Origin of the sequence: Sedimentitalea sp. (assembly GCF_039973035.1) — a bacterium.
Taxonomy (GTDB): Bacteria; Pseudomonadota; Alphaproteobacteria; order Rhodobacterales; family Rhodobacteraceae; genus Sedimentitalea.
In genome coordinates this window covers 1-24,897 of sequence record NZ_JBDWLR010000086.1, presented here as the reverse complement: position 1 = coordinate 24,897, position 24,897 = coordinate 1, and the positions used below count along the sequence as shown (strand labels likewise).

The 24,897-nt window shown below is 56.4% G+C and carries 24 protein-coding genes and 1 pseudogene; 13 read left to right on the top strand and 12 right to left on the bottom strand.

The annotated features are described in order from the left end of the window. Window positions 1–9: 9 nt before the first annotated feature. The 8 genes from tssG to tssA form a co-directional block, all read right to left on the bottom strand. Window positions 10–1,053: a type VI secretion system baseplate subunit TssG gene (tssG, locus tag ABJO75_RS21485; RefSeq protein ID WP_348126417.1), complete on the bottom strand. Its 1,044-nt coding sequence runs from the start codon at window positions 1,051–1,053 to the stop codon at window positions 10–12. Next, window positions 1,017–2,894 carry a type VI secretion system baseplate subunit TssF gene (gene tssF, locus ABJO75_RS21480; protein WP_348126416.1) on the bottom strand — a complete coding sequence of 626 codons (1,878 nt, stop codon included), beginning with the start codon at window positions 2,892–2,894 and terminating at the stop codon, window positions 1,017–1,019. Before tssF ends, tssG begins: the two co-directional genes overlap by 37 nt. Window positions 2,895–2,899: 5 nt before the next feature. Next, the gene (gene tssE, locus ABJO75_RS21475; protein WP_348126414.1) at window positions 2,900–3,397 is read right to left on the bottom strand and encodes a type VI secretion system baseplate subunit TssE; all 498 of its coding nucleotides are present in this window, start codon (window positions 3,395–3,397) and stop codon (window positions 2,900–2,902) included. Then, window positions 3,390–4,211, bottom strand: coding sequence for a type VI secretion system accessory protein TagJ (locus ABJO75_RS21470; RefSeq protein WP_348126412.1), 822 nt, complete (start codon window positions 4,209–4,211; stop codon window positions 3,390–3,392). The genes tssE and ABJO75_RS21470 overlap by 8 nt, the downstream gene beginning before the upstream one ends. 73 nt (window positions 4,212–4,284) lie before the next feature. Further along, complete coding sequence (locus tag ABJO75_RS21465) at window positions 4,285–4,785, bottom strand: type VI secretion system tube protein Hcp (RefSeq protein ID WP_348126410.1); 501 nt, start codon at window positions 4,783–4,785, stop codon at window positions 4,285–4,287. Window positions 4,786–4,851: 66 nt separating this feature from the next. Then, window positions 4,852–6,348, bottom strand: a complete 1,497-nt coding sequence (tssC, locus tag ABJO75_RS21460; RefSeq protein WP_348126408.1) for a type VI secretion system contractile sheath large subunit — start codon at window positions 6,346–6,348, stop codon at window positions 4,852–4,854. 9 nt (window positions 6,349–6,357) lie between these two features. Then, window positions 6,358–6,870 carry a type VI secretion system contractile sheath small subunit gene (gene tssB, locus ABJO75_RS21455; RefSeq protein ID WP_316780118.1) on the bottom strand — a complete coding sequence of 171 codons (513 nt, stop codon included), beginning with the start codon at window positions 6,868–6,870 and terminating at the stop codon, window positions 6,358–6,360. 67 nt (window positions 6,871–6,937) lie between these two features. Beyond that, window positions 6,938–7,984: a type VI secretion system protein TssA gene (gene tssA / locus ABJO75_RS21450; RefSeq protein ID WP_348126405.1), complete on the bottom strand. Its 1,047-nt coding sequence runs from the start codon at window positions 7,982–7,984 to the stop codon at window positions 6,938–6,940. Window positions 7,985–8,162: 178 nt separating this feature from the next. Here tssA and ABJO75_RS21445 point away from each other — a divergent pair, with 178 nt between their 5' ends. From ABJO75_RS21445 to ABJO75_RS21420, 6 genes are read left to right on the top strand one after another with little or no spacing between them, the layout of a single operon-like run. Then, a complete protein-coding gene (locus ABJO75_RS21445; protein WP_348126403.1) occupies window positions 8,163–9,743 on the top strand; it encodes a hypothetical protein in 1,581 nt (526 codons plus the stop codon). Window positions 9,744–9,782: 39 nt separating this feature from the next. After that, the gene (locus tag ABJO75_RS21440) at window positions 9,783–10,208 is read left to right on the top strand and encodes a hypothetical protein (protein WP_348126402.1); all 426 of its coding nucleotides are present in this window, start codon (window positions 9,783–9,785) and stop codon (window positions 10,206–10,208) included. A 3-nt stretch (window positions 10,209–10,211) separates the two neighbouring features. Then, window positions 10,212–10,835, top strand: coding sequence for a MotA/TolQ/ExbB proton channel family protein (locus ABJO75_RS21435; protein WP_348126400.1), 624 nt, complete (start codon window positions 10,212–10,214; stop codon window positions 10,833–10,835). Window positions 10,836–10,856: 21 nt separating this feature from the next. Continuing rightward, window positions 10,857–11,279 (top strand): biopolymer transporter ExbD, encoded by a 423-nt coding sequence (locus ABJO75_RS21430; protein ID WP_348126398.1) that lies wholly within the window; start codon window positions 10,857–10,859, stop codon window positions 11,277–11,279. Then, window positions 11,276–11,692, top strand: a complete 417-nt coding sequence (locus ABJO75_RS21425) for a biopolymer transporter ExbD (RefSeq protein ID WP_348126396.1) — start codon at window positions 11,276–11,278, stop codon at window positions 11,690–11,692. The genes ABJO75_RS21430 and ABJO75_RS21425 overlap by 4 nt, the downstream gene beginning before the upstream one ends. Further along, on the top strand, window positions 11,689–13,158 hold the full coding sequence (locus ABJO75_RS21420) for a DUF4384 domain-containing protein (RefSeq protein WP_348126395.1): 1,470 nt from the start codon (window positions 11,689–11,691) through the stop codon (window positions 13,156–13,158). The genes ABJO75_RS21425 and ABJO75_RS21420 overlap by 4 nt, the downstream gene beginning before the upstream one ends. Before the next feature lie 9 nt (window positions 13,159–13,167). On the opposite strand, the gene ABJO75_RS21415 is transcribed toward ABJO75_RS21420, so the two are convergent. Beyond that, window positions 13,168–14,646: a caspase family protein gene (locus tag ABJO75_RS21415; protein ID WP_348126393.1), complete on the bottom strand. Its 1,479-nt coding sequence runs from the start codon at window positions 14,644–14,646 to the stop codon at window positions 13,168–13,170. Window positions 14,647–14,852: 206 nt separating this feature from the next. Between ABJO75_RS21415 and ABJO75_RS21410 the strand changes: the two genes are divergently transcribed. The 4 genes from ABJO75_RS21410 to ABJO75_RS21395 all read left to right on the top strand — a co-directional run bounded on the left by ABJO75_RS21410 (window position 14,853) and on the right by ABJO75_RS21395 (window position 20,267). Continuing rightward, window positions 14,853–15,929 carry an OmpA family protein gene (locus tag ABJO75_RS21410; RefSeq protein ID WP_348126391.1) on the top strand — a complete coding sequence of 359 codons (1,077 nt, stop codon included), beginning with the start codon at window positions 14,853–14,855 and terminating at the stop codon, window positions 15,927–15,929. Window positions 15,930–16,075: 146 nt separating this feature from the next. Further along, on the top strand, window positions 16,076–17,107 hold the full coding sequence (locus tag ABJO75_RS21405) for an NAD-dependent epimerase/dehydratase family protein (protein ID WP_348126389.1): 1,032 nt from the start codon (window positions 16,076–16,078) through the stop codon (window positions 17,105–17,107). Between the two features lie 241 nt (window positions 17,108–17,348). After that, complete coding sequence (locus ABJO75_RS21400) at window positions 17,349–18,227, top strand: hypothetical protein (RefSeq protein ID WP_348126387.1); 879 nt, start codon at window positions 17,349–17,351, stop codon at window positions 18,225–18,227. Window positions 18,228–18,518: 291 nt separating this feature from the next. Beyond that, window positions 18,519–20,267, top strand: coding sequence for an alpha-amylase family glycosyl hydrolase (locus ABJO75_RS21395; RefSeq protein WP_348126385.1), 1,749 nt, complete (start codon window positions 18,519–18,521; stop codon window positions 20,265–20,267). Here ABJO75_RS21395 and ABJO75_RS21390 read toward each other — a convergent pair. From ABJO75_RS21390 to ABJO75_RS21380, 3 genes and pseudogenes are all read right to left on the bottom strand, one after another. Then, window positions 20,264–21,484 carry a glycosyl transferase gene (locus ABJO75_RS21390; RefSeq protein ID WP_348126383.1) on the bottom strand — a complete coding sequence of 407 codons (1,221 nt, stop codon included), beginning with the start codon at window positions 21,482–21,484 and terminating at the stop codon, window positions 20,264–20,266. The two genes, ABJO75_RS21395 and ABJO75_RS21390, sit on opposite strands and share 4 nt — an antisense overlap. After that, on the bottom strand, window positions 21,477–22,280 hold the full coding sequence (locus ABJO75_RS21385; protein ID WP_348126381.1) for an HAD-IIB family hydrolase: 804 nt from the start codon (window positions 22,278–22,280) through the stop codon (window positions 21,477–21,479). The genes ABJO75_RS21390 and ABJO75_RS21385 overlap by 8 nt, the downstream gene beginning before the upstream one ends. A gap of 370 nt (window positions 22,281–22,650) precedes the next feature. Beyond that, window positions 22,651–22,881: pseudogene (locus ABJO75_RS21380) on the bottom strand (transposase); the annotation flags it as partial. 4 nt (window positions 22,882–22,885) lie between these two features. On the opposite strand from ABJO75_RS21380, the gene ABJO75_RS21375 reads away from it, so the two are divergent. The 3 genes from ABJO75_RS21375 (at window position 22,886) to ABJO75_RS21365 (ending at window position 24,674) form a co-directional block, all read left to right on the top strand. Beyond that, the gene (locus ABJO75_RS21375; RefSeq protein ID WP_348126379.1) at window positions 22,886–23,341 is read left to right on the top strand and encodes a hypothetical protein; all 456 of its coding nucleotides are present in this window, start codon (window positions 22,886–22,888) and stop codon (window positions 23,339–23,341) included. After that, the gene (locus ABJO75_RS21370) at window positions 23,322–23,792 is read left to right on the top strand and encodes a hypothetical protein (RefSeq protein WP_348126377.1); all 471 of its coding nucleotides are present in this window, start codon (window positions 23,322–23,324) and stop codon (window positions 23,790–23,792) included. The genes ABJO75_RS21375 and ABJO75_RS21370 overlap by 20 nt, the downstream gene beginning before the upstream one ends. 264 nt (window positions 23,793–24,056) lie before the next feature. Then, window positions 24,057–24,674 carry a hypothetical protein gene (locus ABJO75_RS21365; RefSeq protein ID WP_348126375.1) on the top strand — a complete coding sequence of 206 codons (618 nt, stop codon included), beginning with the start codon at window positions 24,057–24,059 and terminating at the stop codon, window positions 24,672–24,674. The last annotated feature ends 223 nt before the right edge of the window (window positions 24,675–24,897 follow it).

Genomic DNA, 24,897 nt, shown 5'->3' with positions numbered 1-24,897 from the left:
AATTTGTCGTCACAGCCCCGCCTGCGCGGGTGGAATGGTTGGATAAAGGAACAAATCCTCGGCATTCGGGCGCGTGTCATCCGCATCCGGGCGGGTTCTGATCCAGCTTGTATGACCCAGTCGCGTGGTGCCGCCGAGGCTGGCTCGAGGCACTTCGTCGCCCGCCAGAATAAGGTTCACGTCCCAGTCAAGACTGTCGCCCACATAGTTGCGCACGATGGATTGCAACCGTTCCTGCGAGTCTCCTCCTGGCAGCAACCGTTCATAATCTACAAGCGAAAGAGGCCCGATGCGCAATCTGAACTTGGCCGCGCGCGTCCAGACCCGCTGCCCGATGCTGGTGCTGCGCCCCAAGGCGGCACGCTGGCCCAGTTGCCACTGATCGTCTGGTTCAAGTTCGAGCCAGCAACCGACAAATTGTTGCAGTTTTACCGGCACACGAAAAAACGCTGACAGAATGGATACAAGTCCTTCGGGGTTCCGGGCGGATTGCGCCAGGTGGCCAGCGAAATGGAGTTTGGCCAGATCGGGCATCGCATCGCGATCTCGCAGCGCGCGCCCGTGATACCCGGCCAAAGCCGCCACCTTGCGCGCCATCGGATCGTCAGCACGATCAAAGCTTGGCGCAGGCTGGCCAGTGGTCCAAGCGCGATAAAGCAGGCTCATCATCCGATGAGTCAGCATGTTGGCGAACGCCACCAACGTACTGTCGCGATGATTGCGATACCGGTCGCGCGCATATTGCGTAATGTGCAGCGGCAACGGCCCGTTGGGACCAAACAACCCAAAGAACCGGTTGGTCAGCCGGGCAGGCCGCCCCCCGACACCCAGTTTGAATTCGGCGATGGTCGACGGAGGAAAGGCCATTTCTGCTTCTTGGCCCAACCGCACCTTGTCTTCGCGCGGGCGACGGCTCTCGCCCAATCGTGGCGCGTCTTCAAACGTCGCCTCGATAACCCGAAGCGCCTGAAAAACATGATGCTTTTCCGGTTCCTTGGTCAGCCTGTCAAAATGGCTCAAATCATCCGGCCCAACCCGGTTTCCGGTCGCCATCTGGCTATTTCCCCGCGTTTCTGCGTTTTCAGAACGGTTTCCGTAAAGCTGTTGATCGTCGTATATCGGCGCAGGAACCGTTCCAGTACCGCGCCAAGCACATAGGCGCTTGTGCCTTCAAAAAAGCTTTCGTCTATCCCGATTGTGACCTCGACACCGCGCACCGCTGTGGACAGAAGCTCATCGCTCATCCGGCGGACGATCGGGCGGCTCGACACCGAGACGATACCCTCGAGTTGTTTTTCCGTCACCCGGTCACCCAGCGGCGCATAAAGTCCGATCAACTCGCGCAGTGCCGCCGCCGAATCCCCGTTGCCGGAGTCGGCAATCGAAAGGTAATTCAGACTCAGATGGCTGATTAACCGCCAAGCGGTATCCCCCTGCGCCAACTTTGGATTTGGTCGCGTTGGGGAGACCGGCAATCGAATGGATTTCACCGGACCACCTTCGGGCATCCGAAAGACGTCCGCATCGCCGGTGGCAAGCAGCAACGGCAAATCCCGGTTGGAACACAACGCCTTTACTGCCAATTGATCGAGATTGGCGGCATAGGGCGTTTGCGCGCGATCAACCAAGGTCACGAACATCTCGGACCCCAGATAGGACGTCCTCACCCCACGCAGGCGTTCCTTTTCCGATCTCTGTCGCATACGTCGGTTGATTGTGTAGTAGGCAGGATGGGTTTCCCCAGCCGCTGTAAAATCGGTCGAGGAGTAGAACGGGCGGAACACCACGTCATCGCCCCCCGCACTGCTGATCCCCGTCACGTTCTGAAGCGAATGAATTTCAAAATCGAGCGCCGCGGTACGACTGGGGATGATGTGCTGCTCGGTATCGCGCGCCGCAACATGCACGCGGTCACAGCGCTTGGGAAACAGGTTCACGGCTGGCACGGCGTTGGGGGTGAATGCCTCGGCGACGACCAGAGGCGCCACTTCGCGGCGGCTTTCCTTCAACAGAATGTAGATATCGACATCCGGCCCGGTCGCACGGGCAAGTGCAGGCTGCAGTCCCTGAAGCTCGACAAACAGGAACCGTTCGGGCATGGCAAAGTATTCCTGCAACAGGCGATACCCGTCAAATGCTCGGCGAGGGGTCGGCAGCAGGGCTTCATCCTGATCAAAGCCACGGTTCACCACCGCACCCGCAGTCAGCGGTTCGGCCCAGTCGGCACGACGGTCGGTCGACCGTCCGCACAACGCGCTGACCTGTGTTGAGAGCAGTTCGAGGAGTGCCCAACTGTTGCCGCCACTGCTGTTGAGATACAGCGTAAGATCATCCATCGGCATTTCCGCGATCGGACCACCATCCGCACGTCTGAGTCGCAGTCGAATTCCGGCGCGAGCCTCAGCCTGTCCGGCAACGCCGGCAGCAACCAGTTCGCCGCGCCCTTCGATGTATTCCGCTTCGCTTATCTGGATCGGCCACATTGTCATTTCCGAGGCCGTCCGAAACTCGCACGGGGTGTTTTCACCTTCCATCAAACGGCTGCGCAGCGAGGTATGGCGCGGCAGGACGTATCCGCTTTTGACCGCCGAGTTCGAGGTGTCCGGCTCAAACGCGGCAATCATCATGGAGGGTGTCGGTGCGAGATAATGCGGATAAACGATCTCCAGCAGATTGCTGGTGAAATTCGGGTACTGAAGTTCCAACTCCAATTGCACCCGCGCCGAAAGGAACGCGACACCCTCCAGCAATCGTTCGACATAGGGATCAAGAACCTCGACCCCTTCCATGCCAAGACGGCTGGCAATCTTGGGATAGGCAGCGGCGAATTCCGCGCCCATGTCGCGCAGAAAGATCAGCTCACTCTCGTAATGTTTCATCAGGCGCGTATCCATGGCGGCTATCGGTTCCCTTCCACGGAAATTTCACCTGTGGTCACGTCGACCTGGCTGCGCAAATACAGTTCGAGCGGCAATGGCTGCGCCCACATATCCGCCCGGATGATCAGCGCCACCATCATGTCGCTCCCCTCGCCGTCCGGGTTAAGCGTTACATCCACAGTGCCCTCTATGATGCGAGGCTCGTAGATTGAGATCGCCCTTTGGATTGAACGTCGAATTTTTTCTGCCCGTTCTGCGGTCGAAAACTCCCCGGAGACCTCGCGCAGGCCATAATTCACGACCGAACGTGAGACATTAGGCAAGACGGCAGCGTCAAAGGAATTCTCGGTGTTTGTGGTATTCAAGAGCCAAGACAGATCACGCTGAATGATATCGCGAAGCCGTGAAATGTCGATCACGCGAGATTCTCTGGTTTCCTTGAGATTGCCGGGCTCATTGTCAGTCAGCCGGTCCAGCAGGGACGGCTGAAGACGTTCGGCAAGAGTCTTGTCAGCCATCTCCAGATGCGCCCTCCGCTGCCGGGGCGCCCTCCATGACAAGGCTGCGCACATCCATCAAGGCAACATCGTTCTGGTCCGTCGCAAACAACCGCTGGCCTGATCCAACAAAGGTTTCGCCGCCTGCATCCGCCCATGTTGTCGATCGGGCCAGCTTGGCCGCAGCATCGTCGCCATCCGTGGTTCCGGCATAGCGCGTAGGTATGAGTGCTGCGACCTCGCCGCCGTTGTGCAGGCTCAGCGTTGCCGCCGTCCACACGGCATCACGCAAATCGCTGGGGTCTTCCATCGACAGGGATGCAATGGAACAAAACGGCAACCAGAAATACCGACCATTGACGATAACTTCGAGCACCGGACCCAACCGCATGTCAGCGTCCGCAATCCATTGAAACGGCTGCCCATTGATCTTGCCAGAACAGGCGGGTGCCGCGTCAAAGGCACGGGCCCTCAGGGTCGCAGCCTCGTCCGCCTTACCTGAGGCCAAGAGCTTCTGCGCTTCGATCAACAGGGCGAGCCACTCTTCGGGTTCGCCAAAAATCAACGGCTCTTTCTCACCTGCGAACACTTTTTCGCGGTAAACTTCGCAGATGATCGCCTCGCGATAGGTCTGGGCCATCATAGTTGCGGCCTCGTCCATTTCCGCACTCAGCTTTAGCTGGGTAATCGCCCGCTTCCAGTCTCCGAGAACACATAACAGCTGAAACAGAAAAATCCGGAGCTTTGGATCGGCCGGGTTCGCTCTGACCTTGTCTTGCAAAGCGGTCAGCGCCGCTGCCGGGTCGCCTGATTTCAGCTGCTCTTCGGGAGTCATGCAATCAATTCCAAATCTCAAAAATAGTAGAGCATGCCCGGTCCGTTCTCGGCCGGGCATGCAAAGAAAATGATCAGATCATTTCGTTCTTCATGACGTTCCAGGCAAAGTCGGATTTGCCCTTGTTCAGCGCGCCGGTCTCTGGATCGGCTTGCTTGTAGTCGACCGTGATGGTGCGATAGGCAATGTCCCAGCTTTCTTCCGGAATCTGCTCTTCGCCGCCAGACACTTCGTACTTGTCGATCACCGAATGGGTCAGTGTGAAAATCAGATAAGGTTCCATCCCGGTTTTGCCGCCGTCACCGGACCGGCACAGGTGAATGACCGTTTTGTCCCGAACCGTACCATTGGCAACAGACAGCATCAGCTTGGGCGACGCGAGGCTTAGCTCGGATGTCAGGCTGATTTTCCCAAAGTTGGCATTGGCATAGCCACGTTGGGTGGTGCCGAGGTCTGCCATGTCCAGCGTGCGCTCGACGTTGAACGACACGGTCTTGAGAGGGATCCATTTTGGATGGCCCTTGTCCATGCTTTCGCCATCGGCACCGGTGATCTCTACAAATGCGTTTTCCATAGTTCTTTCCTTTCAGTGTTTGACGCAATGCGCCTTTCTTGGGGTAGTGCCTTCCTGGAGCCGAAATTACGCTCCTTTCTCCGAAGGCAATTTGGATACCAGTCGCAGGGAAACAGTGAGCCCCTCCAGCTGGTAGTGAGGGCGCAAAAAGAATTTCGACGAATAATAGCCGGGATTGCCCTCTACTTCTTCGACAGCGACCTCGGCGGCAGCGAGTGGTTTACGTGCCTTGACCGCTTCCGAAGAAACATCTGCGTTCGTATCGACATATTGGTTCACCCAATCCTGGAGCCAACTTTCCATGTCGTTGCGGCTCTTGAACGAGCCGATCTTGTCGCGAACCATGCACTTCATGTAATGTGCAAAACGGCAGGTCGCGAATAGATATGGTAGCCGCGCCGCGAGGTTGGCGTTGGCCGTCGCATCGGGGTCATCATACTCTGCTGGCTTGTGCAGCGACTGCGCCCCGATAAAGGCTGCGATGTCCGAATTCTTGCGGTGAATCAGCGGCATCATACCGTTCTTGGCCAGTTCTGCCTCGCGTCGGTCGCTGATCGCGATTTCGGTCGGACATTTCTGATCCACGCCGCCATCGTCGGTCGGGAAAGTGTGGCTGGGCAGGTTCTCCAGCGCACCGCCACTTTCGACGCCCCGAATACGGGAACACCAGCCATATTGCTTGAAAGACCGGTTGATGTTGACCGCCATGCCATAGGCCGCATTGACCCAACCATACTTGCTGCTGTCCGCATCCTCGGTGTCTTCCTCAAAGGCGAATGCCTCGACGGGATCGGTCTTTGATCCATATGGCAACCGACCCAGAAAACGTGGCATTGCGAGGCCAACATACTTGGAGTCTTCGCTTTCGCGCAGTGACCGCCAGGACGCATATTCCGGTGTCTGGAAGATCTTGGTCAGATCCCGTGGGTTTGCCAGTTCGCTCCAGCTGTCCATCTGGAACAGGCTGGGCTGTGCGCCGGTGATCAGCGGAGCATGCGCCGCCGCCGCGATCTTGGACATCTCGCCGAGCAACTCGACATCCGGTGGGCTGTGGTCAAAATGATAATCCGCCACGAGTGTGCCATAGGGTTCGCCCCCGAACTGACCGAATTCCTCTTCATAGAGCTTCTTGAAGATCGGTGACTGATCCCAAGCGGTGCCTTTGAACTTGCGCAGGGTCTTGTGCATGTCCTTTTTTGAGATGTTCATCACACGGATTTTGAGCATCTCGTCGGTTTCGGTGTTGTTCACCAGATAGTGCAGGCCCCGCCACGCGCTTTCCATTTGCTGGAATTCTTCGTGGTGCAGGATCAGGTTAACCTGCTCTGTCAGCTTTTTGTCGAGTTCGGCAACAATTCCCTCGATAGAGCGCAAAGCGTCATCAGAGATAAGGTTGGTGTTCTCCAGCGCCTGCTGCGCGAGCGTCTTGACGGCGGATTCGACGGCGGTTTTGGCCTGATCGGATTTTGGGCGAAATTCCTTTTGCAGCAGATCCTCAAATTCCGATGATCCGAATGCGGTGGCTTCACCACCGGCTTCCGCCTGGGCTTGTTCTTCAGCCATGGGTCTCTCCTATTCCTCGTCGCTTTCGGCCTTGGGCGCGGGCTGCGCGGCCAGTGTTTTCAACAGCGTCGGGTCGGTAATGATCTTGCTGATCAAATCCTCGGCTCCGGTCTTGCCGTCCATGTATGTCATCAGGTTGGACAACTGGGTGCGCGCCTCAAGCAGTTCCTTGAGCGGCTCGACCTTGGCCGCAATCGCGGCGGGCGAAAAATCATCCATGCTCTCAAACGTGATATCCACGGCGAGGTTGCCTTCGCCCGTCAGCGTGTTGGGCACGGTAAATGCTGCGCGTGGCTGCATCGACTTCATCCGGTCGTCAAAATTGTCGACGTCAATCTCGAGAAACTTGCGATCCGCAACGGCAGGCTGCGGCGCCTCGGATTTGCCGGCCAGATCGCTCATCACGCCCATCACGAACGGCAACTGGACCTTTTTCTCAGCGCCGTACAGTTCAACGTCGTATTCAATCTGAACTCTTGGTGCGCGATTTCGCGCAATAAATTTCTGTGAACTATCCGCCATTTAGTGCTCCTTAGTATCCCTGTTTCACATTAATTCGCAGCATGTCCCAACAGAGGCTGCGTATCGGTTAATCGTTGTCGATCCCGCCAAGATTTTTCACGTTATCGACTTCGCCCGGTGCGATATCCTGAATGATCGTCAGGAAATCCGCATTGACCAGCCGCTTTGCCCGCTCGAGCAATATCGGCAGCGGGCTGGATGGCTCGTGCTGACGATAATAGCCTACAATCCGATCAATCGCATTTGTCACGTCGCTACGCGAGTTTATTGCACCGACAGCCTGCACCGACCCGCCAGATTTTACCGTCGCAGCAGGCGCATCCACGTCGCCCTCAGCGTCATCCGCCGGCGTCGCGGCATCGTCGGCTGACGTGTAGTCTCCCAAACGCCGCGCCATCTGGTCCAGCAACTTGACCAACGGGTCGAGTTCCGGGCCCTGACCGGGGGTCTTTTCGTCAAATACCGCGGAAATTGCACGGATATTTTCGGACGCGGTCTGCACGGCGGCCAGTGTTTCGGCCAGGACATCATCATCGGTGTCCTGAAAGGCCGCCGAAATAGCGGCAGTATCCGGCCCGGTTTCACCATCCGGCAGGGCGATCTGCCCCTCGGACACCTCGATATCACGCATCGAGAACCGGCCAAAGCCACGACTGTCCGTCAATGCAGCGCGGCGCAGCGACCGATACGCCGGAGACGCCCCTGCCATGCCGTCGGGTTGTCCGCAGAGACCCTGAATGGCGTTGACCCGCATCGTCGGATCGTTGTCATCGTCCTCGTCAAGTTCGGGGTGGCAGGTATCCCAGAATTGTTCCAAATGGCCACGCAACACCGTTGTCACATCGGCATAGCCTTTCAACCCTTCGATGTTCAGGATCGCATCGGCTAGAAACACGCCGGCACGGATATCGTGGCTTTGCTCCAACACCGCGCCAGCCTTCTTGATGACTTCGCGATAGTCCGGTTCGTGACCCTCGGTCTTTGAGTCGCCGACCTGCTGCTCTTCAATCGGCTGAGCCGCAAGTTCCATCTCGGTAAAGACCGTCTCATACTCGAGGTTTTCACCACTCGGAGAGTCGTCACTCTTGGATTGTATAAGGACTGCCGGGTCCATCGTGTCTCCCTTCGAAGCGGCACAAACCTTGGCCGCAACTACACTTGAACCTATTTCCGGTTGCATTTGCTGTAATGCAGTTCACACAACAGAAAAAAACATTTTCTTGACCCCAAGTCAGCCTTATCGTCTTCTTAAAGTCAATTGAATTTCCACGTTTGACAAAGGGTTCAGGACCATGGCCGATTTGAAACTCGAAGGCGCCCAGCTGAAAAAGATGGTTAAGCTCGGCAAGCAGCAGGCACTGACCTTTGCGTTCTGCCCCGGTTCCAAGAACGACCACACGCTTCTGATCGACCGCCGGAAAGGCCCTGAAGTGCTTGGCAAGCTTGCCCGAAAAGAAGGCACCGGCAAGAAAGTTGCGTTCGGCACGTTCGAGGTCAAGGGAAACGTCATGGAGATGACCTGTGGGCGGACCGTCCCGCAGATGGCCAAGACCATAAAGAAGTATCTGAAAACTCAGAAAACTATGGTCAATGTGGTGATCCTTGATGCCGAGGGGAACACGCTGGAAAGCGATGTAGAGGACCTGCCCACCGACCCGACGATGGAGGATACCGAAGCGGAGGCGGTAGTAGCCGAAGAGCAGGCAGGCGACACAACAGACGATCAGATTGAAGATTCCGCGCCAGAAGAAGATGCACCCGCAGAGGCCGAAGAAGCGCCGGCAGTTGATGCAGCCGCTTTGGCGGCACGCCTCAAGGCTCTGCAGCCTGCCATTGCCGCCGCTGGTGGTGACGCCGCAGACAAGCTGAAAAAGGTGATGGCTGGCGCCGTTTCTCAGATAAAATCTTCTGCATTCGATCAGGCAGACAAGACCGTGACCGCATTGGAGGGCGCAGTCGAAAAACTGGGCCAGACTGTTGCCCCGGACACGACGCCTGAAACAGCGGAAGAACCCCCGGCGGCGCAACCGGATTTTCAGGCGTTGGCCGCGCGGGCAAAGACCCTGCAGCAAACCATCGCAGACATCGCAGAACCCGCAAAAGGCAAGTTGATGACTGCGCTGTCCAACGCTGCGCAGAACATCAAGGAACGTAACCATGATGTCGCGGACTCGCTGCTGGGCAAGATTGAAAACGCCGTTAACAAGACGCTGGCGGCAACGACCGAAACACCAGCGGCAAATGGCGACGCAAAGAAGTGGGAAACTGCGCTCGCCCGCCTTCAACCTGCAGTCGACAAAGTGATGACAAACAAACGTGGCGATCTCGCCGCAATCAATCGCAGCTTTGATTTTGCCAAGGATCAGGCCGCGGATGGCAACTATGAAAGTGCTTTGAAGGCAGCGGCCAAGACCGCCGAGTTGCTCAAGCAGGCAGCCACGATGGAAACCACAGCCGCAGCCCAAGAGGCGGCTGACATCACGCCCGAAGGATTGGTAAAGCTGCGCGTCGCATGGCTCGAAACCCGTATGAGCATGCAGAAGGAAATCGAGGGGCTGAAATCGGCAATCGACGACGCAACAAGCGGGATCGAAGGCATGGAAGAGGTGTCTTCAAAGTCCAAAGTGCTGTTCGACTATGTCGCCGACATCGACACAAATCTTGAACAGACCCTACAACAGATGGTCGATGCCAAAGACGCCGAAAGCCGGGACGCGTTAAAGAACGATGCGCTGCAAATCGTGGACACCTACAAGGGCGTCCTGGATTCGGAGTTCTTCAAGGCCGTGGACGACAACGGATTTGTAAAAACCAATATCCGCGACTCAGCGCTCAACTCACTGCAACAGGTAAGCGCAGCCTTGGCGGCCTGATATGGGCACGGCAGGTTTCCGCATGAATGGGAGGCGAACATGACCCTGCGAAAAATCTTGTTTGCGGCGGCGACCTTGGTGCTCGTCGGAACGTCTCCGGGCCTTGCGGAATCCGGACGACTGACCGTGGAGCTGAACAAGACCGAAGAGATCGACGGCGGCGGATGCCGGGCGTTCTTTCTGTTTCGGAATGAAACCGCGTCGAGTTTTGATGGCTTCGAGATGTCTCTGGCCATCATGGACACCGGCGGTGTTATCGACCGGCTCTTGTCAATAGATGCAGCGCCGTTGCCCGTCGCGCGGACAACACTTAAACTCTTTGAAATTCCGGACACGTCCTGTGCCAACATTTCTGAAATCCTGTTGCACGAAATGACGTCGTGCAAACAACAGAACCAAAACGAAATGGACTGCTTTCCGATCCTTGATCTGAACAGCAAGGCCTCTACCGTGCTGGTCAAATAGACAATGCCAACGTCATTTGAAGACCTCGGCGCAGGTGGCCCGATCATGGTGGTGCTCGCCGCGCTGTCGCTGCTGTCTTGGGCGGTGATCGTAATCAAAACTCTGCAACTCTGGAACAGCCGCTCGGGCGCGGCTAGACGCTCAGCCGCGTTTGACAAATGGCGGTGCGGCGACAAGCAAGAGGCGCAGGCGGCGATGGCAACGGCCCGTTCGCCTGCGGATCGAGTCACAACCTATGCCATGCAGGCGCTGTCGGGCGGGTTTTCGGGGCCCGTATTGCTCGCGGAACTGACCCGGCGCGGCAACGATGAAGTATCTCGGATGAACGGCCTGATCCGACTTCTGGAGCTGATTGCCATGATCTCGCCGCTGCTCGGGCTGCTCGGCACGGTGCTGGGCATGATCCAATCTTTTCAGGAATTGGAACTCGCGCAGGGTGCCGCAAACGCTTCGGTCCTGGCAGGCGGCATCTGGCAGGCGCTGCTGACCACGGCGGCAGGCCTACTGGTGGCGATCCCGGCAGCGGTTGGGGCAGGTCTGTTGTCTGCGCGAATAGATGGGGCCGCACAGGACATCGAAAGCGCTGTCGGTCAGCTGATGCTGGCCGAGGAGAACCCGGATATCTGACAGTCTGGAAAGGTCGGCCACATGGCAAGCGATCTTGCATTGAAACGAGCACGGCGGACCGGTCCGCTGATCTCGCTGGTGCCGATGATCGACGTCATGCTGATCTTGTTGGTCTTTTTTATGGTGACCTCCACCTATCTGAACCTCGACATGATCCCGGCAGTGAAGCGACAGGATCAGGCCGGCGTTGCGCAATCCGCGAATATCGAGACGGTCCTGATCCGTCTGTCAGCAGATGGTGTTCCGGTTCTGAACGGCAAGCCGCAAACACCGGAGGCACTTGCGGCGGCGCTTGGGGAACGCATCGAGGCACAACCCTTGGCGCAGGTCTTGCTGCTTCCTTCGGGTGCGGCGCCGACGCAATCGCTGATATCCGTAATGGATATCGCAACCCGTTCAGGCGTGGAGCGTTTGCGTGTGATCAGGCTCGAGGCGCGACCATGAAGCTGAATCGCCCGGCCCGAAATGCCCAATCAGAGACCATCATCGCGCTGATTGATGTGGTGTTCTTCTTGTTGGTGTTTTTCATGCTGATCGGCCGTATGGACGCAACCGCGCCATTCGAAGTCACGCCACCCATAGCGACCAGCGGACGGGACATGCCAGCAGGTGGCGCGACATTGGCCGTTGCTCGCGATGGGGCCTTGGCGCTGGATAATACACCGGTTCAGCGTTCAGAACTTGAGCGAGAGATTACTGCGGCTTTGGACCGTGACAGCAACCTCCGTTTGCGGGTCAACGCGCATCGGGACGCTGAGTTGCGCCATGTGTTACCGCTTGTCGGCTTGGCGGAATCCTTGGGTGTGCGCGATGTGGTGCTGGTCGTTACGCCCGAGACATCACAGGCAAACCCGTGACTGGCGGGCTGGGCATATGGGCCGTCGGGATATGTGCATCGGCGCTGGCAAATGCCGCTATCGGAACCGCGTTGTTGGTTGCCATGCGACCGGAGCCTGTAGTGCAACAGCGTGCGCCGCAGAGTACGCTTGACGTGCAGGCCTATCAACTTGATCGTGACCGCGCGGTTGAGCAGCAGCCGGAACCGGACATCGCAAATTCCGCAGAACCAAATAGCCCAACGGTGGGTCAGACGCGCATCCCTCGATCGCAAGCCGTTGCAAAGTTGCCAACTCCCGCTCCGATTGCAGAAACCCGGCCCCCGCAGCACAAGCCGGAGTTAAAGACACCGCCCGTCGCAACCCAATTCGTGACAGACGCCAAGCCCACCAACCTCAGTTCGGCGCGGCTGGAGGGCGTAAAGTTGCGCAACCGCGACTTACCTGTGAGGCCCGCGGCCGTAACGCAACCCGTTCTACAGACCGCCGTTCAAAGCGATGTCCGCGAAGATATCAGGCTGCCCTCTGCCGAGATGGAACAAGCGTCTCTTGGCGCGACGAAGCGAACGGCGATGATGCTCCCCGAAACAAGCGGCAACGCCGATCTGTTGTCGTCAATATCGCCTCCCTTGCAACGCGCCGCACCTGCTGCCAGTGAACCGGAAAAGATGACAGCGGCGCTGGCGTTCTCCGGTGGCGAGGGCGGAGAAATCGATCCTGCTTCCCTCGCTGCCTTTCAGAGTTTTGTGCATCCAGATGACGCACCCGCACAGGGGAATCAGGTGCGCGATGCCGTTTCGGACCTTCTGGCGCAGGTGCCTTGTTCCCGACTTCAGGTCGAATTTGACCCGGCGACCGCGATGCTACGCGTGAAAGGCCAGGTACCAGAGGACGGTCTGCGCACCCCGGTCCTGTCTGCCCTACAGAAACAGATGGGCGCCAACATCACCTTGTCCGATGACATTCTCATCCTGCCTCGCCCACAATGTGGGGCCTTGACGGGCATTTCGAAAGTCGGCCTGCCGCAATCAACGGATCAAATCACCAATCCCCTGCTTGTTGGAGAAGACACGCACGTCAGGACGCTGGATTTCGTCAGGGATGACCGCTTGTATTTCGACCTCACGGCACCCGATTATGATGCCTACATTTATGTCGATTACTTCGATGCAGACGGGAACGTGTTGCACCTATCTCCGAACGATCAGGTCGCGCAGCAATTGATTCCGGCTAAATCGGTTTTCAGTGTCGGCGCACGCTCACCAGACGACACCGGGCTGCAGATTTTCATTGGTCCGCCCTATGGTCAGGAGATCGCCGCTGCCTTTGCTGCATCTTTTCCGCTCTATGATACGCCTCGACCGTTGATCGAACCGGCAGCGGCCTATCTTGACTGGTTGACTGCCAGGGTCGCGACGGCGCGGGCCAATGACCCTGACTTCAAAGGCGAATGGGTCTATTTCTTTGTGACAACGTCCGCAGACTGAGCGTAGGGACTAGTTGCAACCGGCCTCGGCCCAGCCTTTCAAATGTCGTTTCAGCGCGCCACCGAAGGGGTGTTTCTTGTCAAGCGAGCGCTCCATGTTCGCGCTCAGATAGGCTCCGGCTTGGTTGCAGAGCCGCTCCTGGGTCCACTGATGGCAATTTGAACAGGTCTGGTCTTTCCAATACTCTTCGGGAAGCCCTTCGACCGGCGGGTATAGTGGCGACATCTTGATAAGTTCCGCAATCGAGCGCCCTGAAACAGCCGACAATTCGGATACCACGGCCGTCTCAAACGTGATGGGACCGGAAGGGGCTTCTGGCGCTTCTGGAACGGGGGCGGCGACAACCTCGGGTGTGGGCGTCACCCCTTCGCCTTCGGGATCATTCCCCGCTTTTTCCTGAAGCGCGAGCACTTCGCGACTAGCGAATTCAGCAAAGACGCCTTCGGGAAAAGCATCAAGATAGGCCTGGTAAGAAGCAATGCTTGCTTCGGCCTGTGCCAATTCGAACATCTGTTGTTCCTCGGCGGACGGGCCTTTCGCAACAGGAGAGGGTTTCGCCGCCTCCGGTTGCGAAAGTTCTTTTTCCATCAGAACAGACAACAGCCCCCGCGCGTCACCGGCAAATGTACCATCCGGATATCCCCGCAAGAACAACATGATCTGAACCGGATCACCCGAAGCCTGGACCGAGTTCCACAATTGCAGTTCCTGCAGTTGCGCCGGCGTCATCGGCTCCTCTTCGGCAAACACAAAATCGCTGGTCAACGACGATGCGTCCCACGGAGTTTGCTGCCCGCTGGTCTTGTCGATCACATCGATGCGGACCTTCTTGAACATCTGTTCGATTCGCAGACCGGGCGTGGTGATCTTGGACGCAAGCGCCTGCGTGAACGGGCTGTTGCCCTCAAGGCCATCCAGCGCAACGCCGCCCGGCGCAGTGGCATAGGCCAGAAATGTGCCGGTCGGGGCCTGCATTTCGGCAAGGCCGTTATCGTTGAAATCCGGGATGTCGGTGAACGGGTTGTTGCGGCAGGCATCCAAAATCATGATATTCGTCTTGTTGCGCGCAGAAAACATCTGCCGCAATACGGATTGCGCCTCGACCGCCATCAGATCCAGATCAGCGGCATCTTCAAGCGCCACATCGACCGGCAGAAGATAGTTGGTGCCAAAAGACTGTACCCCATGCCCGGCATAGTAAAACAGGCCCGTCGCATCTGACCCGGCCTTTCGCAGATCGCGCCCGAACTGGGATATTCCGCGCTTCATCTCCGACTGGTTGCTGTCCAGCAGCAGCGTTACCTTAAACTCAAGCCCTTCAAGCGTTTCCGCGATTAGGCGCGCGTCATGTGACGGATTGTCCAACGGCGAAACTGCCCCATAGTCGGAATTTCCGACCACAAGAGCCAGTCGTTCCTGCGCCACGACGGGCGCGGCAACTAACAAGAGCAACAGCCAGCAGGCTCTGAGGGCAATGCGCAGGGGCAATGATTTCTTCCTGTTTCGGCACCGGATTTCCGGAGGGGATTATCAAGCGATCTCGCGGGGTCCAAACTCGCGATTTCACCATTAATCAGGCATTTTCGATATAACTATCGCTTTTCTCCTTCAAGGGTGCAAGTTTCCTGTTACTCTGACCTTGGTGCCATCCAACCGTTTAGATTTTGTTAACTTTCTAGCAAACAGGGACTGTCATGATACTCCAAATTCTCCGCAACACACTTTGCACTTGTCTTTTGGGTATCTGGGTCATGCTGAGCACGGCACCGGGCGTTGCTGCTCAGAGCACTGATCCGTTCGAAAACGGCTGGACACTTGACGCGGCGGCCTCAGAGTTGCGGTTTATGTCCATCAAGAAAGGCAATCTGGCCGAGACGAACAAATTTGCAACGATCAGCGGCCTGATTACACAGGATGGCAAGGCCCAGATCCGCGTCTTGATGGATTCCGTCGATACCAATGTGGATTTGCGCAACGTGCGGATGCGGTTTCTGTTCTTTGAAACCTTCCTCCACCCCGAAGCAACCATCACCGTTGACCTTGATCCGGCACAGCTGACCGATCTTCACAACACGCGTCGCAAGATGATCGACGTCGAATATACCGCCGCCGTGCATGGCGTTACGGTCACCAAGACCGCCGGGATCGCCGTAACACTGATAAACAACGACCGGGTCGCGGTCTCGACCACCACGCCGATTGCGGTCACCCTGGCCGAGCATAATCTGGAAGCGGGTCGCCAGAAACTGCAGGAAGCGGCGAATGTGGATATCGCACCGCTCGGCATCGTCAGCTTTGACTTTGTGTTTGACCGCTCCAGCCCGGGTACCCGCCCGGATATGGCGATGCTGACGAATGCTGTGGCACCCGGTTCCGCCGCGCTGGAAACCAAGGGCAATCTGGATCGCGAAGCCTGTGTCGGCCGGTTTGAAATCCTGTCACGCACCGGCAGTATCTATTTCACCACCGGCAGCGCCCGCCTTGACGCTAAGAGCACGCCACTGCTCGACAACCTCTATGATATCGTAAACAGGTGCCCGGAACTTGCGATTGAGGTCGCCGGACACACAGATTCCGATGGGAGCGAGGTCGCGAACCAAAGGCTGAGCGAACGGCGGGCCGCGTCTGTCGCGACGTACCTGCAGTCCAAGGGCATTTCCGCATCACGGATGAAGGCCATCGGCTACGGCGAGGCCCAACCGTTGGTCGCGAACACCTCGCGCGAAAACAAGGCGAGGAACCGCCGGATCGAATTCTCGGTCATCAACTAAACTGCAGGAGCATTGCCCTGTTAAGGGGTGCACGTTACCGATTGGCCCGAAAGCCGCTTGAACACGCCTGTCCTAGCGTGATGTAAGCGCCCACAGAGCACGCGAGATTGTCGTCGTGCTCCCCGATCAGTCAGAGGCTTTCCCGCATGGCAGCGCAAACCGACAAACCCAAGGTTTTGGTCACCGGCAGTGCCGGATTTATCGGCTTTCATCTGGCACGCCTTTTGCTTGCCGAGGGGTTTCGCGTGCATGGCTATGACGGGATGACCGAATATTATGATGTGACGCTAAAGCAGCGGCGTCATCAAATTCTTCTACAGGACCCAAACTTCACCGTCACCGAAGCCCTCTTGGAAGACGACGAAGCCATCAACCGGGTCTCTGGCGAATTTCAACCCGAAATCATCGTTCATTTGGCAGCTCAGGCCGGCGTGCGCTATTCGCTGGAAGCCCCCCGTTCGTACATAGACAGTAACGTCATCGGCACCTTCAATGTGATGGAGGTCGCGCGGAACCTGCAGTTGCGCCACCTTCTGATGGCTTCGACATCCTCGATCTATGGGGCCAACGAAGACATGCCCTTTCGCGAGACCGACAAGGCCGACCTTCAACTGACGATCTATGCCGCAACCAAAAAGGCAAACGAAAGCATGGCGCATTCCTATGCGCATCTCTGGAATATCCCGACAACGATGTTCCGCTTTTTCACGGTTTACGGCCCGTGGGGGCGTCCGGATCTTGCCTATTTCAAATTCACGGATGCCATCCTGAATGGCCGCCCCATCGACATCTACAATCATGGCGACATGTATCGCGACTTCACCTATGTCGACGATCTCGTGCGCGCTGTCCGCTTGCTGATCGATGTGCCGCCTGTGCGACCCGACAGCCCCGAGGATATCAGGGACGGAGACAGCCTGTCACCTGTCGCCCCCTACCGTGTCGTGAACATCGGGAACTCGGATAAGGTGCGATTGCTGGACTTTATCGAGGCGCTTGAAGACGCATTGGGCGTCAAAGCAGAGCGCAATTATATGGGTATGCAAAAGGGCGACGTTGAAGCCACATGGGCGAATGCTGATCTGCTGCGCTCGCTGACTGGATATGCTCCACAGACAGGCTATCGCGATGGCGTCAAGGCGTTCGTTGATTGGTATCGCGACTACTCGCAGACCTGACGCCTTTGATTTGTGTGCGCCCGTTGTGCGCAGCGGGATGTCCTTGCAACGTACGCTCTGTTCACCAAAACTAGGCAATACCTGCCCTATTCGGTTCCGGGATTCAGATCCGTTCTCCAATCTCAAACCGAAAGGAGCCAGTGATGGCCAGACCTCGTTATTTGAAACCGATCAGATGCGGTCGGGAGACAGCCTTTTCCGCCGAACGGGTGCTCAACGTCATTGTTGGCGAGGGCAGATCATGAACCAGAGCAACAGATTTGAAGCAGGTCGATTTCACGCAGGCCGTTTCAGCGGGAACATCGCTGAAACCGATCAAGCACCCTATTCGGTCTCTATGTCGGGACTGACAATCAACCCGACCCACGGACCAACTGCCGAGATTGGCGTACAGCTTGTCGCATCGGCCCATAGCTTTCCCAACGGTGCGCCTGCGACAATCGCCTGGCAATGGCGAAACGATGAAGGCGACATTCCCGGCGCGACCGAGGCGACATTCGTTCCAAGCGCTCTGGCCGATCTGGATAACATCTATCCGGTCGCGTTTCCGTCCGATGGTTACCCTTCCTGGTCCGGCGCGGCGCACACAGTCCGATATGCGCCACCGACGCTCGGCGCCTCGCTTGACGATGTGAACCTCATGGCGGACAGCGGTGACATAGACATTGCAATCGATGGCGGGTTTGCCGGTGATAACCTGAACTATTCACTCGCAAGCGAACTCTCTGGGCTGCAGATTAATGCAAATACCGGCCTTGTAACAATTGCCACGAACGGCGACGTGCAATCCGGTTCGGTCACTGTTTCAGCGACCAACAGCGGCGGCACCGCGACACAGGACTTTGCCCTCGCCATCAATGACGAGCCATTCATCGTGGAAATCAACGGCTTGCAAAACGGCACCGCGATTGTTGACAGCACCCTGGCAGCAGAGGTGGTTTGGTTCATCCCGCAAGGCGAAATTGACCGTATCCGCTGGCGCAGCAATGGCAAGGTCATACCCGGAGAGTGGGACCCGAGTTACACCGTTGATCCAACCATGGCGGGCACCATGTTGTCCTGTACGGTCACATCGGTGAGCAACGGCGCAAATACATCGGAAGCCTATCCGGTCAGCTAGGTGGCATCGGCGAACGCCGTGTAGCATCTGAACCTTTTTCGGCTTCTCAAGGCCCGCCGCATCGGTTGCGATCGCAAAGCGTCGGGTCATTGCGCATTTTGATACCGGATTGGCGCGATGGGAAATTGAATGTTCGCCAGTCGCGCAATACTTAGACATCCTGCCCGCTTGGTAACGTGCAGGCGGGATGGGCTGTCCTGCGTCACTCACCCAAAAACACCGATCTCGCCATGTGAAAATTAAAGTGCTTAGATGTTTTGAAATGGAAATCAGGACCTAAGGCCAAAGATCATGACTGACAGTTCGCGACTACTTGGCCCAAAGCTGGCATCCCTGTTGCGCGACATCTATCCCGAGCTGGATGCGGATATCCTGTCCAGCATGGTTATCGAGGCCTTTTGGCCCGACGGAAAGCCACGCCGCAAACGGGCACGCATCGCAGGAAATTCGCTCTGGTCGGAACAGGATGCCCTGCTCATCACCTATGGGAATTCCATCGTCGACGGCGCGCACAAGCCGCTGGATTTGCTGCACGACTTTCTCAAGTCTTATCTGAGTGGAACGCTCAACAGCGTACACATACTGCCATTCTTTCCATATACATCAGACGACGGGTTCGCCGTTTCCGATTTCCGTGCGGTGAACCCGCAGCTTGGCGATTGGCCGGATATCAACCGGATCGGCGATGACTTCAAACTGATGTCTGACCTCGTGCTGAATCATGTTTCCAGCCAGGGCAGTTGGTTCAACGCCTATCGCCAAGGCCAACCGCCCTACGACAAGTTCTTTTTCGAAGCCTCTCCGGATGATGATCTGTCCGATGTCGTCCGTCCGCGCACAACACCGCTCTTGCGCGAAGTCGAGACCACCGAAGGGCCTCGTCATGTCTGGTGCACCTTTAGTCACGACCAGATCGATCTGGATTTCCGCAACCCCGAGGTCCTGCTCGAATTCCTTCGGATCATTCGGCTGCACGTCGATAAAGGGGTGCAAATCATTCGCCTCGATGCAGTGGCATTTCTTTGGAAAGAAGTTGGCACCTCGTCGATCCATCTGCCGCAAACCCATGCAGTGATCCAGTTGATGCGCGTGCTGTGCGACTATGCCTCGGAAAAGATTATCCTGCTGACCGAGACCAACGTGCCCAAGGCCGAGAACCTCAGCTATTTCGGGGCGGGTCACGAGGCGCATGCGATCTACAATTTTCCGCTGCCTCCGCTGATCCTGCACGCGATGATGTCGGGCAATGGCGAACATCTGCGGCGCTGGCAACGCGGGATGCCCCCTGCCCCGATGGGCTGCGCCTATCTCAACTTTACCGCCAGCCACGACGGGATCGGCATGCGCCCGGCAGAGGGGTTGTTGCCCGAGGGTGAAAAACAGCAGATGATCGACACCATCAGAGAGGTCGGAGGTCTGGTGTCGATGCGTTCGATGCCGGATGGCAGCGAGAACCCGTACGAGCTGAACACCACATTCTACGATGCCCTGTCACGAACGTTTAAAGGCGCCGACGACTATCACCACGATCGGTTCATCTGTTCGCAAACCATCGTCATGTCACTGGAAGGTATTCCCGCATTCTATATCCATGCCATGCTGGCGACTCCGAACGATCATGCACAGGTCGAACATCGGGGCATGAACCGCGCCATCAATCGCCACCGCTGGGATTATCCGACACTGCGCGACCTGCTTGCGGATCCGACCAGTCCGCAATCACGGGTGATGAGCGATCTATCCGCGCGCCTGCGGCTGCGGAAAAGGCAAACCGCGTTTCACCCCAATGCGACACAATTCACCGTGAACCTGAACGATACGCGGGTGTTCGGTATCTGGCGGCAAAGTCTCGACCGGCACCAATCCATCTTTGCTCTGCACAATGTCAGCGATGTGCCTGTCACCGTGCCTGCGGCTGAGATCAATCTGATCGAGGATCAGATCTGGGTCGATCTGATCGGCAATACCGAAATTGATGCCAGCGCGGCGGATATCACGCTGGCGCCATATCAATGCATGTGGATCACCAATCGGCCCTAGACGAATTCAGCCTCGTCCTTTGCCGCAGCCTCGCGCAGGGCTGCGAGAAAACCCGGGTCGGCAGAATGCACGCGGTTCCATGTCGGGATAAAGGGCGTCTCGTGCGGGTTGTCCAAAAAGAATTGCCCGGCGCGCATGATGTTTTCCGCAAACAGTTCGATCGCGCCCTCTTCGCTATGGCGGTCAATGCTGACCCCATTCATCTTGGCGTCGTTGTAATAGGCATCAAGCAGGTCAAGCGCGCAGCGGTAGTAGGTGGCCTTGAGCGCACGAAAGACGTTGGGCGTAAACACCGTGCCATCAGCGGCGAGTTTGCGAAAAATCGCCTTGCAGATATCCGTCGACATGCGGTTAAGACCTGCATTGGCGTCCGCTTCGCTGAGGGTCTGGTGCTTGTGATCGTAGCTATCCGCGATCTCGACCTGACAAACCGCTTTGGGTGCCAGGTTGCGCCACGCCTCAGAGAGCACGCCGATCTCAAGCCCCCAGTCCGATGGGATGCGCAAATCCGGTAAGATATTTGAACGCATGGCAAATTCGCCCGACAGTGGATAGCGAAAGCTGCGCAGATAATCGATGTAATCGCGATCACCAACGACCCGTTTCAACGCAATCAAAAGCGGGCTGACCAACAAGCGCGTGACGCGACCGTTCAGTTTCTCATTGCCAACGCGCGCATAGTATCCCTTGGCAACCTGATAGGGAAAGCTGGCATTCGCCACGGGATAGATCAGCCGCGCCAGCAATTCGTTGGTGTAGGTCACGATATCGCAGTCGTGGATGGCCATGACCGCGCTGTCTTCGCAGGCGATCAGATAGCCGAGAGAAGACCAGACATTCTTGCCTTTGCCCTGCTCTGCCGGTGCAAGACCCAGTTCAGCCAATCGGTCACCAAGAGCCAGCATGCGCGGGCTGTCGTTCCAGATCACGATGTGGTTCTGGTTCAACCCCTTGAAGAATTCCTTGGCGTGCCGAAACTGCGCCTCGTCCGCGCGGTCCAGCCCGATGATGATCCGGTGCAGATACGTCACCTTGGACAACTCTGCCAGAATACGGGGCATCGCATCGGTCTCAAGCTCTGAATAGAGACAAGGCAGGATCAGCGACATCTTGCGGTTTTGCGCAAATATCTCAAGCTCATAGGTCATTTCATCAAGCGACCGGGTTCGCAGGTTGTGCAGCGTCGCGATATTTCCGTTCTGATGAAAATCAGACATGCCTGTTTCCTTGTTCAATCTCGAGGTTTGTGACCAAATCCAGCATCGCCTTGTTCCACCCTTCGGGTCCTGCAAGCGCGGTGCGGATGATCTTTCCCGTCTTTTCTCCGTCAAGCACAGGTAACGGCTCCCGGTGCAGGTTTGCAACGATTACCCCAAACTCTGCCGCTTCCAACATCTCAACGTCGTTAGGCGCATCACCGAGCGCGACGGTATGGCGCGGCTGATAAGTGGCAATGATCTCGGCCATCTGATCCGCTTTGGTTTGACCAAAGGACAAGGTCAGAAACCGCCCTCCTTCGCGCGCTGAAACCTTGTGATCTGCAAGTACGCTCAGAAACTCTGCCCTCTCTGCGGCGCTGCCCGTCCAAAGCCCCGGTTCTGAAAACGCGCGCTGACCTGCCAATTCTGCAGCATCGGGAGTCAGGCCGGTGGTCAACGCGATCTCGTCCACATCCATGTCCCCAAACCCGCGATAGTGACGGCGCAACTCGGTTGGAACGCTTTGCAACACCAGTCGCAACGCCAAATATGGGGCATTCGGTGGCGCAGCGCGGCTGTTTGGTGCCAGAAAGCCTGCTCCATTCTCTACAATTGCGGGCCATTCCTCGAGATCGAGGTCTCGGCGCAGCGCGATGATTTCAGGAGCTGTCTTGCTGCTGGCCATGACGATCCCGGCCCCAATGTTGCGCAAGACATCCAGCGCGGGACGAGCAGCATCCCAACTGTAGCCGTCATGGGAAATGAGTGTCCCGTCAAGATCGGTGAAGACAAGGAGCGGTAATTGGTTGTTCACGGCATCCACATTGTGCCTTGGGCCAGTCCGGCGCAAGCGCATCCGCATCATTTTCAGAGATCCGGTCGAGATTTCAACCAACCGCGCAAAGACTGAGCCATTTGATACGCCGCAATCAATGAAAACTAAACACCGTTTCTGGCTGTTGTAAATGGAACCATAGTTTTCACAAAATCTGGGATTCTGCTTCCATAAGGGAAGTATCGGATTCACCAAGCATAATTATAAGCGAACATTTTACCAAAAAGTTCCAAGGATCAATCGCTCACCAGTAGATCATCAATGGACTCAGACGCCGGATCGCATGCGGATAGTCACAGACGTTCTCGTGCGCGGGTTGCAGCAACATATAGGCTCCAGGCTCATTGAATTACAGCCGGAACAAGACGGTTGCGGCGAGGGCGATTGCTGAAAGGAATACCGTCGGGGATCTATCGTATCGGGTGGCGACACGACGCCAATCTTTCAAACGTCCAAACATGATCTCAATCCTTTTGCGTCTTTTGTAGCGGCGCTTGTCGTATCGGATTGGTTTTTCGCGTGACTTCCGGCCAGGTATGCAGGGCTTAACTCCCTTGTCTATCAAGGCCTCACGGAACCAACACGTGCGCCATGACCACTTCTTGGACCACGTAGCTTATAAAAAAGATGGCAGACGTCTGGACCTGACCGACAAGCCATACTTGCGTGTTACAAAAGAGTTTGAAGATGAAATCGGGCAGGTTTGCGAAGATGGCCAACAGCTCGATGTGATCGATGATCTTTTTCTCGTGACTGAATTCGCGCGTGACCCGGTAAAATTGCACAATGCTGAGCTGTTTAGTGGTTGTCGGGATGCGGATCCAGAAGTCGATATCATCGCACAGACGGTGACGTATGATTTGATCGCCAAGACACCTATCCAGAACCTTGTTGATGAAATCAATCGGGGTCCGCGCGGATTCCGTGCTGTGGTGCGTTTGATCTGGGCTGGTGTCCTAGAGCTTCAAAATAATGAGAAAATCACCCACCAAACCGTGGTGCTGAGAGCGGAGGTGGACCATGTTTGCTATGGTAAATAAAGGACCCATTTTCCGGTTTGAGCCAGGCACAACGGGCGAGTTTCGCAAGCGGAGGATTACGTTTGTCCGGTCGGCAAGCAAGGGCTATTTGGTAGAGTTCCACTCTGATCCTGATGCCGAGAATGTCCCGGGCCTTCTGAGTAGCTCGCGTCCTGATATCGAGTTTGTTGGACGGAAGGTTATTCCGCATACCACATTGACCGAAGCGCTTCTGGAGGGATCTCTTGTCATCGAAGAAGAAAACTTCGTGTTCATTGACCATAGCCAAACGTTCAAGCCTGAATATGTAGCATCACTTGATGACCGTCAGGCGAGGGATCTGATCCTGCATTATGCCTCAGTGTCACTGATGCGTGAAATCTGTGTTGAGAAAGAGATTTTCAAAAAAGACCAGACGTGTCATCAAAAAGTTAGAGCCTGTAATTCTGTAGCGTCTTCCTGGCCAAATTGATTTGCTTCTCGGTAAGGTCGACCGTCTTCGCCGTTATCCGTCCCGAGGGCGTCAGATTCCTCTCCACTCAGCGACTGGGCAGCGCATCCTCTATTGGGACGATCAACTGCGGACATATGGATTTCACGATTTGGTAGATAGGCGGAACCTTTCAGGCAACAAAAACTGAAAACTAGAGCCCGTCGTCGCGGAAATTATAAAAGCTGTTATTTATAAACACGAATGTCTTGAAGGTATCCCGAAGACAAAAAAATCCACCGCTTCGTGAAACTTAAAGTCAACGAGGAGAAGGCCCGCCAAAAGGTGGTGCTAAATCAAAGGGAGCTGAACGGTGAGATCATCTCGGATGCCGAGCGCACCGCTGTTGAAAAAATCAAGCCTCCGTCGATCAAAACCGTCAGAAGTTGGATTGCTGTCCTTTCGCCGCTGGAGGCTTTGCTGGGAGGGAAGGGGCCCGATTTCCTTCTCCAGAACTGCCTTGCCGTCGGTATGGGATTGAAAGTCGAGCGCGCCGGCCAGATTGTCATGATTGATGAATACCCTGCCGATCTTATGACCATCATCCCTTTTGGTTTTATGATCCATTGGCTAGGGCATGAGAAGGTGAAAAAGCTTGGAATTACCGCAGACAAGCCCTTGAGGGTGATGATCTCGACGATGCGCCTTCTGACAACATCGATTGTCCACGCTTTCAAGGACGGAGCAAAGGCATTGGAGACTGAAGATTTCGCGACCGTCTTTGACCTTCAGTTTCTGCATTTCAATCCTGAAAATCCCTTTACCGTGCGCAACTGGGCGGCACGGATCGGCGCTGAGCCAAGTGACGTTGGCAATGGCGACATCCTTTTCGAAGACGGGAATGTCGAACCGGTAAAAAAGTAGCGTGGCCGTAAACCGCGGGCTGCGGTGCAAACATGACAGTCCAGTGCCTTCAACCGACAATTCCCTTCCATGATAATGAAGTTACATGTTCCATCCCGGATGATCACATAGATCCTCGCCGATCTGCCCTTTTCATGGCAAGATCGGTTTTGGGTGACATTCGGGAGAACGCTCAATGCTGATCCAACTTCATAGCCAGGCGACGACGACACCCAAGAGACGG

What these genes read in the sequence shown, in the direction of transcription:
- tssG (WP_348126417.1), bottom strand. Translation starts at nt 1,053, where the DNA reads ATGGCGACCGGAAACCGGGTTGGGCCGGATGATTTGAGCCATTTTGAC.
- tssF (WP_348126416.1), bottom strand. Translation starts at nt 2,894, where the DNA reads ATGGATACGCGCCTGATGAAACATTACGAGAGTGAGCTGATCTTTCTG.
- tssE (WP_348126414.1), bottom strand. Translation starts at nt 3,397, where the DNA reads ATGGCTGACAAGACTCTTGCCGAACGTCTTCAGCCGTCCCTGCTGGAC.
- ABJO75_RS21470 (WP_348126412.1), bottom strand. Translation starts at nt 4,211, where the DNA reads ATGACTCCCGAAGAGCAGCTGAAATCAGGCGACCCGGCAGCGGCGCTG.
- ABJO75_RS21465 (WP_348126410.1), bottom strand. Translation starts at nt 4,785, where the DNA reads ATGGAAAACGCATTTGTAGAGATCACCGGTGCCGATGGCGAAAGCATG.
- tssC (WP_348126408.1), bottom strand. Translation starts at nt 6,348, where the DNA reads ATGGCTGAAGAACAAGCCCAGGCGGAAGCCGGTGGTGAAGCCACCGCA.
- tssB (WP_316780118.1), bottom strand. Translation starts at nt 6,870, where the DNA reads ATGGCGGATAGTTCACAGAAATTTATTGCGCGAAATCGCGCACCAAGA.
- tssA (WP_348126405.1), bottom strand. Translation starts at nt 7,984, where the DNA reads ATGGACCCGGCAGTCCTTATACAATCCAAGAGTGACGACTCTCCGAGT.
- ABJO75_RS21445 (WP_348126403.1), top strand. Translation starts at nt 8,163, where the DNA reads ATGGCCGATTTGAAACTCGAAGGCGCCCAGCTGAAAAAGATGGTTAAG.
- ABJO75_RS21440 (WP_348126402.1), top strand. Translation starts at nt 9,783, where the DNA reads ATGACCCTGCGAAAAATCTTGTTTGCGGCGGCGACCTTGGTGCTCGTC.
- ABJO75_RS21435 (WP_348126400.1), top strand. Translation starts at nt 10,212, where the DNA reads ATGCCAACGTCATTTGAAGACCTCGGCGCAGGTGGCCCGATCATGGTG.
- ABJO75_RS21430 (WP_348126398.1), top strand. Translation starts at nt 10,857, where the DNA reads ATGGCAAGCGATCTTGCATTGAAACGAGCACGGCGGACCGGTCCGCTG.
- ABJO75_RS21425 (WP_348126396.1), top strand. Translation starts at nt 11,276, where the DNA reads ATGAAGCTGAATCGCCCGGCCCGAAATGCCCAATCAGAGACCATCATC.
- ABJO75_RS21410 (WP_348126391.1), top strand. Translation starts at nt 14,853, where the DNA reads ATGATACTCCAAATTCTCCGCAACACACTTTGCACTTGTCTTTTGGGT.
- ABJO75_RS21405 (WP_348126389.1), top strand. Translation starts at nt 16,076, where the DNA reads ATGGCAGCGCAAACCGACAAACCCAAGGTTTTGGTCACCGGCAGTGCC.
- ABJO75_RS21400 (WP_348126387.1), top strand. Translation starts at nt 17,349, where the DNA reads ATGAACCAGAGCAACAGATTTGAAGCAGGTCGATTTCACGCAGGCCGT.
- ABJO75_RS21395 (WP_348126385.1), top strand. Translation starts at nt 18,519, where the DNA reads ATGACTGACAGTTCGCGACTACTTGGCCCAAAGCTGGCATCCCTGTTG.
- ABJO75_RS21390 (WP_348126383.1), bottom strand. Translation starts at nt 21,484, where the DNA reads ATGTCTGATTTTCATCAGAACGGAAATATCGCGACGCTGCACAACCTG.
- ABJO75_RS21370 (WP_348126377.1), top strand. Translation starts at nt 23,322, where the DNA reads ATGTTTGCTATGGTAAATAAAGGACCCATTTTCCGGTTTGAGCCAGGC.